Source organism: Jeotgalibaca dankookensis (assembly GCF_002005405.1).
GTDB classification, from domain to species: Bacteria; Bacillota; Bacilli; order Lactobacillales; family Aerococcaceae; genus Jeotgalibaca; species Jeotgalibaca dankookensis.
Genome location: NZ_CP019728.1, coordinates 1,046,089 through 1,063,402 on the forward strand (window position 1 = coordinate 1,046,089; position 17,314 = coordinate 1,063,402).

Annotated in this window: 17 protein-coding genes and 1 pseudogene; 2 read left to right on the plus strand and 16 right to left on the minus strand. The window is 33.5% G+C overall.

Translation table 11 applies throughout. The annotated features are described in order from the left end of the window. Positions 1-51: 51 nt before the first annotated feature. The 7 genes from BW727_RS05160 to BW727_RS05195 all read right to left on the minus strand — a co-directional run bounded on the left by BW727_RS05160 (position 52) and on the right by BW727_RS05195 (position 6,423). Positions 52-561, minus strand: coding sequence for a DUF2179 domain-containing protein (locus tag BW727_RS05160; protein ID WP_062470195.1), 510 nt, complete (start codon positions 559-561; stop codon positions 52-54). Positions 562-582: 21 nt separating this feature from the next. Continuing rightward, a complete protein-coding gene (locus tag BW727_RS05165; RefSeq protein ID WP_062470198.1) occupies positions 583-1,113 on the minus strand; it encodes a hypothetical protein in 531 nt (176 codons plus the stop codon). A gap of 27 nt (positions 1,114-1,140) precedes the next feature. Next, positions 1,141-2,058: a metallophosphoesterase family protein gene (locus tag BW727_RS05170; protein WP_062470201.1), complete on the minus strand. Its 918-nt coding sequence runs from the start codon at positions 2,056-2,058 to the stop codon at positions 1,141-1,143. 121 nt (positions 2,059-2,179) lie between these two features. Next, on the minus strand, positions 2,180-2,944 hold the full coding sequence (locus BW727_RS05175) for an ABC transporter permease (RefSeq protein WP_062470204.1): 765 nt from the start codon (positions 2,942-2,944) through the stop codon (positions 2,180-2,182). Then, positions 2,937-3,593 (minus strand): ABC transporter ATP-binding protein, encoded by a 657-nt coding sequence (locus BW727_RS05180; protein ID WP_077795764.1) that lies wholly within the window; start codon positions 3,591-3,593, stop codon positions 2,937-2,939. Before BW727_RS05180 ends, BW727_RS05175 begins: the two co-directional genes overlap by 8 nt. Before the next feature lie 161 nt (positions 3,594-3,754). After that, complete coding sequence (gene spxB / locus BW727_RS05185) at positions 3,755-5,536, minus strand: pyruvate oxidase (RefSeq protein ID WP_062470207.1); 1,782 nt, start codon at positions 5,534-5,536, stop codon at positions 3,755-3,757. Between the two features lie 620 nt (positions 5,537-6,156). After that, the gene (locus BW727_RS05195; protein ID WP_159443132.1) at positions 6,157-6,423 is read right to left on the minus strand and encodes a hypothetical protein; all 267 of its coding nucleotides are present in this window, start codon (positions 6,421-6,423) and stop codon (positions 6,157-6,159) included. 271 nt (positions 6,424-6,694) lie between these two features. Between BW727_RS05195 and BW727_RS05200 the strand changes: the two genes are divergently transcribed. Then, positions 6,695-7,162, plus strand: a complete 468-nt coding sequence (locus BW727_RS05200; RefSeq protein WP_062470214.1) for a hypothetical protein — start codon at positions 6,695-6,697, stop codon at positions 7,160-7,162. Positions 7,163-7,243: 81 nt separating this feature from the next. On the opposite strand, the gene BW727_RS10605 is transcribed toward BW727_RS05200, so the two are convergent. The 6 genes from BW727_RS10605 to BW727_RS10915 all read right to left on the minus strand — a co-directional run bounded on the left by BW727_RS10605 (position 7,244) and on the right by BW727_RS10915 (position 12,579). Further along, complete coding sequence (locus tag BW727_RS10605) at positions 7,244-7,414, minus strand: hypothetical protein (RefSeq protein WP_156179558.1); 171 nt, start codon at positions 7,412-7,414, stop codon at positions 7,244-7,246. A gap of 204 nt (positions 7,415-7,618) precedes the next feature. Then, a complete protein-coding gene (locus BW727_RS05205) occupies positions 7,619-7,801 on the minus strand; it encodes a hypothetical protein (protein ID WP_062470217.1) in 183 nt (60 codons plus the stop codon). Between the two features lie 41 nt (positions 7,802-7,842). Further along, on the minus strand, positions 7,843-10,425 hold the full coding sequence (locus BW727_RS05210; protein ID WP_062470220.1) for a DUF4268 domain-containing protein: 2,583 nt from the start codon (positions 10,423-10,425) through the stop codon (positions 7,843-7,845). A gap of 246 nt (positions 10,426-10,671) precedes the next feature. Further along, positions 10,672-11,412: an HIRAN domain-containing protein gene (locus tag BW727_RS05215; RefSeq protein ID WP_062470223.1), complete on the minus strand. Its 741-nt coding sequence runs from the start codon at positions 11,410-11,412 to the stop codon at positions 10,672-10,674. After that, positions 11,405-12,277, minus strand: coding sequence for a HipA domain-containing protein (locus BW727_RS05220; RefSeq protein WP_062470227.1), 873 nt, complete (start codon positions 12,275-12,277; stop codon positions 11,405-11,407). Before BW727_RS05220 ends, BW727_RS05215 begins: the two co-directional genes overlap by 8 nt. A gap of 170 nt (positions 12,278-12,447) precedes the next feature. Then, positions 12,448-12,579, minus strand: a complete 132-nt coding sequence (locus BW727_RS10915) for a DUF4357 domain-containing protein (RefSeq protein ID WP_082220156.1) — start codon at positions 12,577-12,579, stop codon at positions 12,448-12,450. An 82-nt stretch (positions 12,580-12,661) separates the two neighbouring features. Between BW727_RS10915 and BW727_RS05230 the strand changes: the two are divergent. Next, positions 12,662-12,943, plus strand: a pseudogene (locus BW727_RS05230) (tyrosine-type recombinase/integrase); the annotation flags it as partial. A gap of 332 nt (positions 12,944-13,275) precedes the next feature. Here BW727_RS05230 and BW727_RS05235 read toward each other — a convergent pair. The 3 genes from BW727_RS05235 to BW727_RS05245 all read right to left on the minus strand — a co-directional run bounded on the left by BW727_RS05235 (position 13,276) and on the right by BW727_RS05245 (position 17,313). Further along, positions 13,276-15,276 (minus strand): ATP-dependent DNA helicase, encoded by a 2,001-nt coding sequence (locus BW727_RS05235; RefSeq protein ID WP_062470230.1) that lies wholly within the window; start codon positions 15,274-15,276, stop codon positions 13,276-13,278. Positions 15,277-15,330: 54 nt separating this feature from the next. Next, a complete protein-coding gene (locus BW727_RS05240) occupies positions 15,331-15,909 on the minus strand; it encodes a hypothetical protein (RefSeq protein WP_062470232.1) in 579 nt (192 codons plus the stop codon). Between the two features lie 123 nt (positions 15,910-16,032). Next, entirely contained in the window at positions 16,033-17,313 is a 1,281-nt protein-coding gene (locus BW727_RS05245) for a hypothetical protein (protein ID WP_062470236.1), read from the minus strand. Between the last annotated feature and the right edge of the window lies 1 nt (position 17,314).

A 17,314-nucleotide genomic window follows, 5' to 3' on the forward strand; every position in this document is an offset into this window, starting at 1 on the left:
ATAAACTTCATATTAAAATGAAATAAGAAATGTTGCCTCTTCCGTCACTCTTTACCGAACACGTTTAGACCAGAAGCCACCGCGAACATATTTAGGATCAGAAGAGTAGATAAAGGCTTTTTCATCAATCTCTAAAATAGTATTAATTAATTCACGTTCTTTCTTTCGAATTGCCAGTACATTTAATACCAAGCGACTTCCATGTCTACCTTGCGCTTGGGTAATTGTGACACCGTACCCAGCTTCCCATAGTTTATCGGGTAATTTTGTTTCTTGGTCGGAGGTCATCACCGTCATCATGGTATAACCTAGAGCTAACCAATCTTCTATTTTAATCCCTAAGGCAATCCCCACGCCATAGCCAACAGCATAGGAAGCTAAATTGAGTGGGTTATCTAAACTACTCATGACGATACTTAACCCCGTTACATAAATGACAATCTCTACCATACTCAACAATGGCGCAAATAGACGGTAACCTTTTATGGTTAGCATAAAACGTATCGTGTTCAACGTTACGTAGACAAAACTAATAATAAATATTTGTAAAATTAACAGCATTCTAATCTAACACCTCAGTCATTATTCTGCAGGATATGTAACATACTCTCCAGTTAGTAAATCCATTTCTTGTAATTCTTGTGTTTCGTCATTATAACGGAACATGCCTATCATACTCGCGACTTCTTCACCATCTTCACGGACTTCAATCGTTGCAATTTGATCTTCGATGGGATGAATGAGGAATAGATAGTCCCCTTCTGAGTAACCAGTCGCTTCTGTAATCGCTGCTTTTGCGCGTTCAATCAAGGTCGTTTCTTCTGAGTTGAGCTCTGTTACGTCTTCAAATGATTCTTGAGAACTTTCCACAAGCACTTCTTCTGAGCTCTCTTTTGAACTTTCTTCAAAATTTTCTTCAACGCTTTCTTCTATTAAAGTGCTAGATGATTCCTCTTGTATTTCTTCAGAAACACTTTCGGAAATCGACTCTATTACTTGAGAAGACTCCGAGATAGAAACTGATTGCTTGTCCGGTTCTACCTCAGTTGTACTGTTACAAGCCACTAGTAGGCTACTTGTTGCTATAAATAAAGACATTTTTCTAATATTCATCTCAAAACCCCTTCTCTAAAAACTGTTTTATAGTGCTGGTGATTCTGTTAAATCCCTTAAATCAAATTCTTTCACATTATCTGGCCCTCTCATAACGGATCGAACGACGTTAAGCGATCCTTCTTCATCACTTTTGACGTGCCACCTTACAAGTTGGATTTCCTCTCCCACTATTTCAATAGCGGTAATAATGGTTGGATAAACACAACAGCCCGTATTGAAGTAAGGTAAGGCATTTTTTCGGGGATATTTAAACCGATGGGTGTGCCCACAAATGAGCATCATCTTGTTTTCAGCAATCCACTTACTATAGTTCTTTTCAATTTTGTGTCGTCGACTAATATTTTTAACCGGGCTTGACGGGTTGCGAATCCCAAAAGCATGTAGGAAACGCCAAAAATACTTGAGTGACAACATGGTTAAGACCCAAAACTGATCATTCGGTGCATCACCTTGATGCCCATGAACGGTTAATATTTCTTGCCCCGTTCGCGTATGTTTCAAAACAAGCGCTTCAATAGGTTTAAGTCCTTCCAAAAAACTGTAGAAGGTTTCATGATATTCGTCGTAGTTTGTGTAATAATGCCTCTCCACATAACTAGGATCTTTTAAATAAATATTGTGGTTCCCCCACATCATGATAAAGCGGTCCTCATCAAAAAATTGTTTAATAGTAGAAAAAATCGCTGGATGGGCATTTTTAATATACTTGACGTCTTGATATTCCCAGAGTTCGTCGCCATCTCCTGCTTCTACATAGGTAAAATCATTGCGATAATAGTATTCGAGTGCATACTGGAAGATATTCCTATTCCTTGTAAATTCATCCGATAAACTCCCATCACCACGGTGGTGATCACTAATAAAAACATATTTCGTTGTTTCATCAAAGGGTTCAACGCGTGCACCTTCATAGGCGCCAGTCAATCTTTGCTTGGTAAACATACTCTCACCCCTAGCTCGTTCTTGATTTCTTTCTTAAGTATACTTGAAAGAGTGAAAAACTAAAAGATTTGTCGTTTAAAGAAAAAAATACTGCTAGAAAGTATCTAGCAGTAAATCCATTCTATTTGATGACAAGTTGAACTTTATCATTAAAATAACTACGATATGCCAAGTAACTGGAGATCATCGTGGAGAATCCTGTTGTAGAAATCAGCATAAACATGACAATAATTTGATAGCGAATCGCCGCAATAGGATCAACACCCGCAAAAATCATCCCCGACATCATACCCGGTAAACTCACTAAACCAACTGTTTTTGTTGTGTCTACGGTTGGCCCCATTGCGGATTTAATGCTAGCACGAATAATTGACTGCGATGCTTGGCTTGCGTTTGCCCCTAGAGAAAGGCGTTCTAGTACTTGTTGACGCTGATCGGTATATTTAGACCGCATTGTACGGTAACCAACCCCAATTGCGGTCATGGCGTTACTAGCAATCATTCCCGTAATCGGGATAATCTGTGAAGGAATCCATTTCAATGCGCCAGAAAACAGCATCACTCCAAGTGAGACGAAGGTTCCAACACCAATTGCTAATAAGGAAATAGCAAAAGAATGATCAATTCCTTCCGCACTCTTGGCTCCCTGAAAGGCCGCATTAAAAATAATAAAGAGAACCATCACAAAGGTCACAATCGTATTATCAATTTCAAAGATATAACCTAGTATGTACCCAATGGCAAAGAGTTGCACCACTGTTCGAATCGTCGCAATGATAATATCTTTTCTTAACCCTAATTTTTCTTTGGAATCTATGATTAAAGCAATCACAATGAGTAGTCCGGTTAAAGCTAGTGATAAATTTGAAATATTTAAATCAGGCATGTGTATCTACCTCCACTTGGCCAGCAACTATTTCCATCGTCTTAGTCGCATTTTTAATTTCTTCTGTGTTATGGGTAACCCACAGAACAGTCACGCCTTCTTCTTGATTAAACCGGCGGATGGCTTCACCAATGTCATGGCGTGTCGCTTCATCTAATGAGCTAGTCACTTCATCCAGAAGCAGCACTTCCGGCATAAAGACGACATTTCGGATCAAAGCAATTCGCTGCTTTTCTCCCCCGGAAAGAGCGGTTACTTTCTGTTCTAAATAAGATTCCGATAGATTGACCTTTTTCAACAATTCAAGGGCACGTTTACGGTCGAATTCTTGGTCACGAATGAGATAAGGAAAGGCTAAGTTTTCCGCAACCGTTTCTCCAAATAGTGAAGCGTTTTGAAACCCATATGAAACTTCTTTTCGGTAATCGGTCACGTCAAAAGCTGATAGTGGCTTACCCTTATAGTAGATTTCCCCAGAGCTTGGACTGATTAAAGAAGCCAGACATTCCAACAAGGTACTCTTCCCACTCCCAGAAGGCCCTTTAATGGTTAAAAACTCCCCTTTTTCTACGGTAAAGGAAATATCTTTTAGGATCTTCTTACCGTTCACTTCATAAGACATATTTTTAACATCAAAAATAGTTGTCATAATTTCCTCCTGCATCATTTTTAGTGGTTATGGATTATAATTATTATAATCTATTATACCAAACAAGATAAAGAAGTGCGATGATTGGGTTTTGAATAAAAAACTCCCAAGTGTTTAGATTTCAATCTAAACATTTGGGAGTCTCTACTAATTATTTGAATTTATTCTGTTTTTGATTTTAAACCTTCTGCTTCAAGAAACGCACGAAATGGTTTCAAATCCCAGGCTTCATAGCGATCTTTGTATTCTTTAATTTCTCCTTCTGAATATTTCATTGAATCCAGTCTTAAATACTGAGTTTGAATAGGAATCGGCTGTTCATCAGTAATTTTTGCATCAATAATGACTGTTTTCCCTGCTGCTTCATCTGCCAATGCTTTTTTGAATACGTCATCAATCTCTTCGATTTTTGTGATGGTATAGCCTTCAGCTCCTTGAGCTCTAGAAATTTTGGCATAATCAACTGCTCTTTCAAAATCAACGCCAAAGTAAGGATTTTTATTGGTTACTTCTTGTTCCCTTTTAATAAACCCATACATTTCGTTTGAAAAAACAATATGGATAGAAGGTAATTGATATTGAACTAAAGTGACGATATCTTGCATAACCATACCAAAGCCACCATCTCCAGATAAATTCCACACTTGACGATTTGGAAATTCTAACTTGGCCGCTAGGGCGCCAGGAAGACCATTACCCATAGTGGCAAATTTAGGAGAAGTACGCCATAAATTTTTAGGAGTTAAATGCAAATGACGCACGGAATGTTGCGTCACATTCCCAACATCAACTGAATAGATGGCATCTTCTTTTGCAAATTTGTTAATGGCATTAAATATTTGAAAGGCTTGTAAATCGCCTGCTTCTTTCGTTTCAAGACGAGTCATATAGTCACGCCAGTTTTCGTTATTGGCGATACTTGCACGGTACCAAGGGCTATCCGATACTGCACGAATTTCTTTGGTAATTTCACGAATGGCTGTACCCGCATCCCCTAAAATAGCAACATCTGCAGCACGTCTTTTCCCTAACTGACCTGCATCAATATCAATCTGGATAAATTTCTTGTTATCGAAGATTCCACTCGATTCCACAAATGGATAATCACTACCAATAAAGAGAATGGTGTCTGCTTCATCAATGATTTCATTAGCTGGTTTCCAAGCGACACGTCCGGCAGATCCCATAAAGTCGATGGAAGCAAAGTCAAAACTATCATAATTTTTACCTGTTGTGACAATGGGTGCTTTTATTTTATGAGAAAGCTCTTGAACCGATTCGCCTTGTCCGCGCGTTCCAATCCCAGCATAGATAACTGGTCGTTCAGCTTCTTCTAACAATCCCACTGCTTTTTGAATGTCCCCTTGGTTTATAGGTGGCGTTTCAAATTCACGGTAACTACTTGCGGAAGAATACCAAGCATCATCTTCTATTTCTGCCCAACCAAAATCAACCGGAACTTCAACAATTGCAGGCCCTCTTTTATTAAGCGCTTCTCGAATGGCACGGTCAATAATTTTTGGAAGTTGTTCTGCGTAAGCAACGCGAGCGTTATAAACCGATACATCCGCATAAATCGGATTTTGATTTAATTCTTGGAATCCATCAATATTAATTTCTTCTAGAGGACGTGTCCCAATAATTGCTAAAAGAGGGACGCGGTCCTCACGTGCATCATAAAGACCGTTCATCAAATGCGTTCCACCAGGGCCACCAGAACCGAGAGCAACGCCAATATTACCTGAAAATTTGTACTGCATGGACGCAGCAAGTGCTCCCACCTCTTCATGACGAACTTGGATAAATTTGATTTCGTCTTGTTCATCATACATACTGTCCATCAGTGAATTCAAAGAACCAGCTGGAATACCATAAATCTGTTTCACACCCCAGCTCTCAATAATTTTTAATACGGCACGACCTACAGTAATTTTTCCACTCATAAGAAGATTCCTTTCTAAAAATTATTTTGTAAAAATTTATCTCTAATTGCGTTAATTTAAGTTTAAAGTAATTAAATGGATAAATCAATTATAAGGGGTTAGAGGGAATAAGTGGGTTGAAGGAATATAACTCTATAAAGTAAAGTGGTGGTAGAAACATTATCAAAAAAAAAAGTCCTTCAAATATGAGTTTGAAGGATCTTAGCAATTATTGTAAAACTGTTTATAGAGGGGGGCTCGACTAAACACTGTCATATCAACTCTATCAGTCTTGCAGTAATAGAAATGGTAATGGTTTAGACTAAAATTCACACATACGCCTATGTTATTATCTATTTTTAGAATCATCTTCTGAGTCATATATATTCGTTCTAGATATACTATTTTTATAACCATACTCTGTACATTCCCAAATATATTTATTACCATCAAAGTCTGATTGACTATTCAAATAACTATTACATCGATCATAATACCAATCAATATCTGGAAATATTTCTCCTATGTTTATTCCCACCTTCTCTTATAATATTAGTTTTACACTAGGCTGCCCTCTTATGAGATGATACATAAGTTTGATTTTCAGCCAATGGTATACTATTATTTAGAGCTAATTTTTTCTATTTTTTCGAAGCAGTATGATTCTTAGGTAAATTCTTAGTATGCCCACTGACATCCACTATATCTTTATTATCTTTGGCATAATCAACAGCTTTCTCAACTGATACATCATTTTTTTCTAGCAAGTTTTCCATAGTTTTTTGAATTTTATCTTTATTTTTCCAAAATATTAAAGCTCCTACAGAAAAAGTAATTATTCCCGCTCCAACCAGTATTTCTTTTTTATGTTCTTTTATTTTTTCTTTAAATGATTTTTCTTCTTTCATCATCCATCCCTTCCTCTCTATCATGATTATCTTAATTTAATTATATAATTGACTATTAAGTTGCACAAGGGTTATATACGCAATATAATATAATAAAAATCGAGGATTTTATACCATGGATGACATATATAGTGATAAAGCTGAAATATGGAATAATAGATTGAAAGAATGCTTGAAAATCATAATCTAACTCAAGAATCTTTTACAAATAAATTAAATCAACAATATTATCAATACTTCAGTCAAAAAGACGTGAGTCGTTGGACAAATATTGGTTCAACTTACCAAAAAAAAAATAGGATTTCCTAAATTTCAAACTATGATTTTAATTGCAGACTTTTTTGATGTAGATGTAGGCTATGTTACAGGAAAAACTAATTATTTAACTTTTTCATTAGCTCAAGCTAGCGAATATACTGGAATGAGTCCAATAGCTATTCAAAAAAAACGCCAATTTTCTATATCTGATAACATTAATAATTTAATGATTGAAGATCAGAAACATGCATTAAATAAATTTTTTACGGCTAATAACATTGAATTACTTTATTATAATTTATATGATCTTTATTTAATTTCAACTGATCCTGAGAGGACTTCTAAATTGACACATAATAATACAGAAAATGCTATCAATTACCTTCGTCAATTAGAACATGAGAGTAAAATTATTAAGTACGAATTGAATGAGTCCCTAATTTTATTAATAAATGGGGTCTTTCAAATATCTGATTTTTAAGATGTTTTTTTCTTATTTTTTATCAAAAAACTTCTTTATAACTTTTTCTTTCCACATTGGAAACTGCCATTCTTTCAATGCTTAACCACCTTCCCCATTATCTTTTTTTCTAATTTCACCATACTTCTTTCCTAGTTCTGTTAAAGTCCATTTTCCTGGAGTACCATCTAACAAACCTTTTTCATGCAAAATTTTGTTTATCTCGCGCGCGTTTAAATTGACTATTTCTCCAATTTGTCTAGCCGATTTCATTAAAACTCCTCCTCATGTGATTCATATATCTGGATTTCAAGCTAAATTTTTTTATACAATTATATTATATATCTTGAAATTAATAGAGGAATAGCCTCATTTCTCCATCAATCCGTAGATATCATTCCACTAGACATTCCTCCATGAGCATATTTATCTATATAAATTATATCCTTGTAAAATAAAGAGCGTCCCGTCTTTTCTCTAAAAAATTTTATTAATTTTGGTTTCAAATTCCTCTACATTATTTGTTGGTGTCCCCTTTTTCATAGCATCTCTTAAATTTTCCCAAAAATAAGAATCTCCTCTTAAGTCCCATTTTTCTGGAATTGGATAAAATGTGCTTAAATCTCTATTCTGATTATTTTCATCTTCTTGATTAAACATAATATTCACTTCCTTAAAAAAAGATCATTATAATTATTATACTAACTATTTTCAACAAAATAATCTTCTACAAGTGGAACTAAATGCTCATTAATTATATTGACTCCCTCAACAAATAAATCAATACATGCTTGCCAATCAGCTTCATCTTCAATACCCAGTCCATTATATTCAATATATATTTTAGAGGTCACATTCTCAGGGTTATTGTCCCATACAAAGAGCTGTTTTACTTTGTTTTCAATTTCTGCTTGTTCTTTTTGAATATAATTAAAAATAGCCTTATTTTCATCTTTATTGTTTTTTCCTAAATTTAATTCGATCCGTATATTATCAAAGTTTGCAACGGTTCGAATATTAATACCTGAGTACCCAATATAAGTGTTTTTCTCATTGGATCTTGAAGGATTTACATTTTTAAACTGCCCTGTCTTCTCTCGAAAAATGGGTAAGGCTTCTTTCCAAAAGCCGTCTCGGATAACCCATCTTGAAGGTTGCTTCTCTGTCTTCCTAGTATCGGCTAAATAGAAAACCAACTCTTCTTCTTCAACATCGTACATCTCAAATAAAGTTCGTAAAAAACTTAACTTGGTATTGGTATTCGTATTGACCCATAAGTAAATCCCGTCTTCCAACTTAGCATAATTTGAATTTCCTTCACTTTGATCGGATACAAAAGTACGGGGGGGCTCACCTGTAGAATCAACTGCTAACTGATGCAAAATAACTGGATTTTCTGCATGCAATATGGAAATAATCTCCATATAGGCCTCAACCCAACTAATAACCTCTTGTTCAGTTCCTTGGAAGGAAATCTTGGAGATTCGTCTATTAGTCATACTGATTTCATCTGCTAGTGTAATAGAATCCATAACTTTTTCAGCCGGTTCATATTCTGTTTCAACCATTGGCCAAATATTCCTAGCCTGGCTTACTAAGCGATCATTGCGCTCTTCTAACTCTTTAGCTGTCCACTTATCATATTGAGCAATCGTTTGATTCATCCGAATGCCACTATGGCGAAAACCGTTTTCCATATCGCGTTTCTTCTCAAAGCTACTATTGCTATATCGTGAGTTGTAAGCGGTCAGTGTTAAGTTTGCCAGTTTATCATTCCACTCTTCATAAATGGTTTCATAGTCTGGACCTAATTCATCTTTCCATGCAGTGGTTAAAGTTTGAGGCATTATGTGTTCAATTGTATAAGTTCCTTCTTCAATAAGTCCCCAGACATCTTTCACTTCTTTTGTACCCCAGTTTTCAAATCGCTCCATAATGTACTTCTTGTTTTTCGACTGCATTAAATATACATGTTTAGTCGATAATCCTTCAGCAAACATCTGATCATCTGGATAAATACGACTAGCTGTTTTACCCAATAAGGTATACTTTAATTTTTCGACATAATCTTCAATCGTCCCATCATAGCGCATAATCTCATTATTTAAAGAGGCAAAAATGCTTTTCAGTGAGTTGGTTGGAATATCACACATTTGCCGTCTAAATAGGTAGCTCTCCACTATTTTAAAGATTTCTATAAGGTCTGCTTCATTTAATCGATTGCCTTCACTGTCCCCTATTTCTGCATGTTTAATAACTTCCATTAAAAATGGTCGGGTAACTGTTGCTTCAAATCGATTTAAGCGATCAATGATACTATTTAGTTCCCCTATTTTACTATTTGCCTTTAATAAAATTTCATAGCGTTTCGCATAATTGAGTAAATCACCCAACAAAAATTCTTTCTGGGCATTGTTTTCTTGGGTTTCTCTATTAGCAAAAGGGTTCATCTCCACATAATCCTTAAACTTCAAATACACTCTTTTCATTGCTGGCGTGGCCTGGGTCTTAATGCTTAAGTAGTCTCTTGTAAAAGCACTCACCTCATAGTCTGTATGTTTTTCAATCCTATGCCAATATTTTTCATAAAATCTTTCTTGTAGTTTCGTTGGCTGCACACCCATTAAAATATAATTACGGATTTTGTCCCCTTCGCTTAAATCTAACCCAGTTGAATTCAGACTTTCAAAAATCAACTGTGGATTATCATCTCGTCCAAGGTTAATACTAATAATTTGTAAGCGACAAAATGCATCATATAATTCTTCTGGTTGTATTTCTTGCCTTAAAATCCGATTGTAAAAATAATTATAGTTAACTGTTAGATTCGAAGCCTTGATTGGATCATTAATATCATCAATTAGTGCCATATAAGCCTGCATATCATCTTTAACCGGTTTTAATTTAATTTTTGTCTCGTCTTCTGTATATTTATCAATCAAAAATTCGTCTCTAATCTTTTCAGTTAATTTATTCCGATCCGTTTGAATTCGACCTTCTTCTAGTAAATCATACAAAGCCAATAACAACAAAGATACCGTAGTTAATCGTTGCTGGCCGTCTATAATTAGATATTCGTGCATTCCTAACTGATCGTCTTTAGCTGAAACAATACTTCCAAAAAAATGGCTGCGTCTATTTTCTCTATGAACTTTTATCAAATCATCATATAATCGTTTACAATGTTCAATCTGCCAATCATAGTTCCTCTGATAGACAGGAATCACAAATCGTTTGGATGACCCCTCCATATACTGAAAGAGCATCTCCTCTTGACCCTTCATCTAACTCCACTCCTTGTATAATATATTTTGTAATAGATAATGCTATATATTCCACATAAATAGAAGGCGCTAACATTATTATAGCATAATGATTTCAGTGCTTGATAAGATTCAGTAATTACTGCTTGACTTTGTTACAGCTAAATATCTTAAAATTCCATGACAAATCAATACTTATCTTTTTTAAATCTAAAAAATCGCCTCGCTTAACAAAATGTTAAGCAAGGCGACCTAAGTGTATTAAAATTAAATAGCAATCAGTAATTCCTCTACTTCATTCTCCATTTCATGAGGAACTTCACACTCTAAATCAACTTGTACCCACCAATGCGGATCAGATTGTTTATTGACACGCACAACTCGAATCTTAGGGATTAAATCTTGTTTAATTAAAGAAGAAATCGCTTTACTATAAAATGCAGGCACATAACCTAAACAAAATCCTCTATAGGTATAAATAGCTACTGCATATTCATCGTATTCATTATTTGGCTCAGATTTTAAATAAAGTGTCGGATTTTTCGTAACTATTGAATACCAATCTTCAGGAAGGTTTTGATAGCGCATACCATGTATAAAGAAACGTGAAGATAATCGATTATCTTCTTCAATACGTAATGGCTGTTCAAAAGAATACGAATCTCCGGCTAAACGACCTCGAGTTGCTCGAAGAATATCCATTTGATTTGCATCTTGACCTAACCCCAACTCATCTAAAATACTATCATAATCTTTTCGATTCGATGAAGGTATCCGTTGGTTAAAAGCTGGGAACAGCTTCTTAGAACGGTATTTTTTATCCGGATCCGGAAACAGAGGATGCTTCACATAACCATGCTCTAATGCATCACCTAGCTGCCCTTTTTTTTCTCTTGATGTATAATTAAATTCATAAAATCCATTGTAATAAGAAAGTGTTCCGATATGGTAATAAGAACGACTATTTTCTTCTTGCCAAACCACAAGTAATGTTTGAATATTATTCATGATGATCCTCCTCATCTATCCATTGTAAAATCATTTTTTGTCTGTGTGGAATAATGACTTGTAACCACTTTGCTTGCTCTACACTTAAAAAATCAAGCGATTCGATTTCTTTTCTATATTGCTCTAAATCAAATTTTTTTAATTTTTTTATACTATTATTAAACTCGCTCTGATAGTAAATTTGTATGTATTCTAATAAATCATGAGCTCTGACTGTGATTTTTTCAAATACTCCGGCTTTTACCTTAGTTCTTCTAACATACCCATTTAATTGGTCAGAATTAGTGTAAATCTGATGCAATTTTTTATCATCAAATCGAAAACCTAAAGATGCTCCACTATCATAAATCGGTGAAAACCGACAATCTTTTTCAAAATATATTATCTGCCAATTATAAGGATGTCTATCTTGGTTACCAATCAAAATATCAAATATTAACATATCAATATAAACTTTTTTAATTGAATCCCAAATATCTAATCTTTCTAGCACCTTGAATCCCTCATTAATTAAATCCATGCCTTTTGATTTGGAATTTTGTAACTCTTGATATCCTGTAGAATGAGCACCTAATAGAAGCCCACCCTCAGCAAAGGTCTTTGCACCATATTCATCTAAAAAATTACGAAGCAAGCAACCTCTTTCGTCATTACGAGTTACTATCTCAACCTTCATCATTTCTAATCCAAAAATTGTTCCAATCTTAGCCGCAATAAGTTCAGTTACTTCTTCCCACGATACACCATTCGGCCTTGGGTATTTAATCAGGTACTGTAAGTTGTCAGGCGACTCTATCTCTTCTTTCGGTAAGGTACTCTCTCCACCATGTCCTGTTTTCACCCATTTTGATACGTCTCTTAGCATAGTATCAAATCCTTATATTTTATCAAAATACATATTATTACTTATCGTAACATTTATAGGTGAAATTAGCTAATAGATTTTATCTCGTTTTACTCAGTTAAAATGCAAGTTATACTGGTAAACTTCACTATAGATATAGTGCTGGTAACATTACATATCTATGCTAAATTTCACTCTACTTGTTCTCTATAAATATCTATCGGTGGCCCTAAAATATTTTTCCAAACTAACCAACCATTATTTGAACTTCCCAAGACGACCCATCCTGCTGTAGATGGTGAGTTACAATCAATATTCTCCATCAATAGATTATTTTCAAAAAGAAGGGAAGATGCAGCAAGCACAGTTTATGTTCAAACTTGGATATAAGCCAAGTCATCGGATCAACTTGTGTTTTCAAATACTCGAAATAATTTCTATTCAATCAATGTACCCAATCGACGCATGAAAAACGTTCAAAAACGTAATGGTTTAAAAGAAATTACTGTTCATGGCTTGCGTCACACGCACTGCAGCATCCTATTCTCCATGGGAGCCTCAATAAAAGACGTACAGGCTCGCCTAGGACACACTGATATCCATACAACAATGAATATCTATGCTCATGTGACAAAAGAAGACAAGAAAGATACCGCGAATCATTTTACGAAGTTTATGGAAAAATAAAAAATCATTACCCTTTTTAATTGGTAATGGTTCGATAAAGTCTTGTATTGACCGGTGTTTCGTCTGTAATCATTCAAAACCATTACCCTTTTTTCGATGGTAATAGTTGGTACTGATTTATAGGAATTGCAAGCAGTCTATAAAATGCAAAAAAGCCTTCAAACGAAGTTTGAAGGCTCTTAGCAATTCTTATTCACTTAATGGGGGTGAGGGGGCTCATCTTCCCCCCTCACGTCAACGTTTATAGCTATATGGTAATGATTTTGGTAATGGTTTAGACTAAATTTTCACGCATACGCCTATGTTTTAAGAAAGTTAGACTATTCAAATATTTAAAGTTTATTATCATATTGAAATTTCTTGACTTCTTCTATTTCATAAATGTGATTTTTGAAGGGTAGTTCATTATATATAATCTCTTTATACTTATAGTACGGCAAATTTAAACGTGAATCTAGGATGCTTACTACCCCAATATCACTTTTGCTTCTAATCAATCTTCCAGTGCCTTGTTTTAACTTCATAATCATTTCAGGAACTAAAATATCATCTCGGTTTCCTAATCTACTTATTTTATTCTCAATAACTGGATCTGGTACAGGAAATGGTATTCTCACAACAATTAAATTTGTTAACAACTCCCCTTTCAGATCAATTCCCTCCCAAAAACTTCCAGCACTTAAAATTATACCTTTAGTTTTTTCAAAGTCATTTAATATTTCCTTAGGAGTCAGATTATCATCATCTAGATATATTACATCATCAACTTTATTAATTAACTTTTTATGAACATTTACCATATCATATTTTGAAGTGAATAGAACTAAACAACCGCCGACACATCCACTAATTATATTAGAAATTAATTCTGAAATAGATAGATAGTAATTATTATTTCTATTCCTCTGATCTGGTAATGTTTTTGGAATAAAGAGGTTGCTCTTATTATAGTTAAATTCAGATTCTTCCGAATACTCCCACGATCCTTTATTCTCATCAAAACCAATACTGTCAATGATATATTCATATGGACTTTCCATATTAAGATTGTTAGTAATCGTTGCAGACATTCCAACAGTTGGAATTGGTTCAGTAAATATATTAGATTTTAGGGTTTTACCTATGTCTCCTGGACAATAATAAATTGAAAAGAAACCCTTCTCCTGATTATTAATTTCCGCCCAAACAATGTAATTATCATTTGAATTATTATAAGCTTGTAGAAAAATTAACAAATTTTCTAATTCATTTTCTATACTTTTATATCTATTTCTACTATAGTATTCCTTTTTCTCAGTATTTAATATAAATGCAGTTAAGATATCTCGGATATTAATAATTAAATCATCTATCTTAACATCTCGTGAAGAAATAGTTATTTTTTCATTGATTAACAATGGATCATCTTTATTTATTTCTTTTTTAACTTCACGATTTATAGAATCATAAATTTTTTCTATTGATTTTCTAAGGGATTCTATCTCTAACTCTGTTATTTGCATTTCCCCATAAAACTTAACCTGACTTAGTGCACTTAAAGAACTATTTATATCAACTCTAGTTGTTAGCGCAGTTCTAGTCTTTTCCTCTAAATTATGTAATTCATCTATTATTAATAAGCATGGGTTTTCATGCAATATAGGATTTCTTCCAATCTCTATATTTTTATAGTGATTAATTAGTAAATCTTGATTTATAACTAATACACGTGGATCAAATATCCTTTCAATATCTTTTGCAATAGATTGTTTTGTTAATTCTGCTCTCATTTGATAAAAATAACAATTTTTTCTATCAAAACCTTTTGTAGATGTACATTCATGTTTGGTTATTTCATTCCAATATTTTCTTGGAATGCCATTCGGGTTTTGTCTGTCCACCCCTGCTTCAATCTTATCTAGTAATTCAACATATATTCTTTTACCTGTTGTTTCGATTTTATTCTTCACAGTACAGATACAAGGGTAATTGTTTTTACCTTTTCCAATAACTGAATTAACTTTTCTTCCCTTCAGATAAGGAGTTAATAGTTTTCTAACGGTATCAATATCTTTAACTAGCTGTTCAGTTAATTGTATAGTCGAAGTGGCTACTATCAGAGGTTTACCAGTAAAGTAGGATATCAGTATTCCAGGGACAAGGTAACCAAAAGATTTTCCAGTTCCAACTCCTGCCTCAATCAACATATTTTCGTTACTTTCAAAGGCAGAAATCACAGTATACATTACATTTACTTGTCCTTCTCTACGGTCAAAACCTTGAGTTTTCATATCGACTATCACTCTATCTGTAATTTCATAGACCTTGTTACTAATTGATCTTCGTATTGTCATGAGTCCTCCCAATGGAACTTTCAGTATCCACATCTTCAAACTTTATACTAATGATTAAGTATATTCGCTCTCTATAATTTCTGCTTCTTTTGCAATCTTCTTTATGAACTCTCTTTTTTCATCGAAAAGAAATAAAGCTACTTCTTCACCATTTTGTTCCAAGTAGAAAATTTGCGGACCTATATTATCATGTCTCATCATATAATCATAATCAGCTTTTGCTTTACTATATGCCATTAGTAAATCTACTGACATGTAAATTTTATTTTTTTCGATAATTTCCTCAATGTATTTTGATGCATTAAGTTGTATTCCATCTCCAAAGATTTCCACTGAACTAGTTTCATCTAAATCACTCAATAGTCTTTCTTCGTTATCATATATTTCAATGATGGGGATTAAGACTTTATGTAATCGATCCATTTTATATTTTCTTAATTGTTGTCTATTTTCATGTTCTAATTTCAGTTCAAATTTTTCAGCTTCATTTTTTTGTTGCATTTCCTCATGTCTTAATCTCTGTTCAAATCTCTCATTCTCTCTCTCATTATTATATACATTCGTACGATGTGCAATTACACCTCCTATTATTGCACCAAATATGACACTAACTACTCCAATGATTGCAACCAAGATCTCTGTACTAATTTCGTTGACTATATACCATCCTTTTACATTGAATTAATTTTATTTAAAGTAGTTTTTTAAATTTTTTTTATTATTTTTCAAGATAAATTCTATAGGATTAATAAAAAATTATGATTTATCTGTATATTTTTGACGTACATTTAAAGCTAATAAGTATTGCCAATATATCTCTTGCAGTGTCATATTTTCCCATTCTATCTTAAAGTAGTTATCTAATTCTGGTTGAAGTTCTAATAATAATAAACATGCCCAAGTTTCACTAGATACTCTGTTTATATTACTTGCCTCTGTTAAGTTATTAGTATAGGAGGTGATTTCATCAAGAAATGGGTAGCTTTCACTTTCACTTAAATATTCTTGAATCTTTTGACTAGCATAATGATCGATTCCCTTAGTGCTTATACCGTATGGAAGAAAATACATTTCATTATGAGTTAACTGCATGGTTTGAACCTCATTGGCATATTGACAAATAATATTTCCTTTTATGTTTTGCAAGGATCTAAGTTCTAAATCTCTTTCATCACCAAACTCTATATCCCAATTCACAAAATCAAAAATCTCTTGTATCGCCCAATACTCAATTGTTTCTCCATTTGCATAAGTTTCATTTATTATTTCTCTAGGATATCGTTTAATAACAGCCGCCTTTAGTTCTTTTAAATATAGTTTATCTACTTTTTCTGGGAAGTTTATTTTTTCATTTTTAAAATAATTTTCTTTATCTTGAATCAGTTTGACAAGTTTTGCAGTCACTAATTCTAGTTTAGAAATAATTATTCTTATAGGTTCTATAATATCTTTCTCTATCCAAATTCCTTTATACTGTACTTCACCTAAACCATCTTCTGAAAATTCCTCTTCTATACGAAGTTCTAGCTCAACATCTCCATCTACTATCTTAAATGCTGAATTATTTTTAAAACGAACATCTTCTAGATAAACACCCTTAAACATTCCAAATTTTTTGAATGCTTTATCTGTTGTTCTTAAAGTATGTGCAGTCGTTAAACTTCTTAACGCCCTAAAAAAATCTATTTTTTGACGTTGTTTTTCCCGTTTTTTAGCATCTTTACTATCTGGTTGACCATACAAATCATTATATCCACTTTTTACAACTTTAAATACATTTTCAATTTCGTCAAAGGCATTTAGAATTTGATATCCTTTCACTATTAATTCGTAATACCAACTACTATCATATACATCATTTTGATTTATTTTATCAATCAGTTGATTTAAATCTTGTATACCTAAATTAATATTTATTAGTGCGCTAAATAACAATGACTTATCTTCAAATTCCTTATATAAATCAAAAAATCGAAAGAGTTTATCTCTGAATTCATCATAATGTTCAAGTTTTATCTCATAAATTTCTTTAACCATT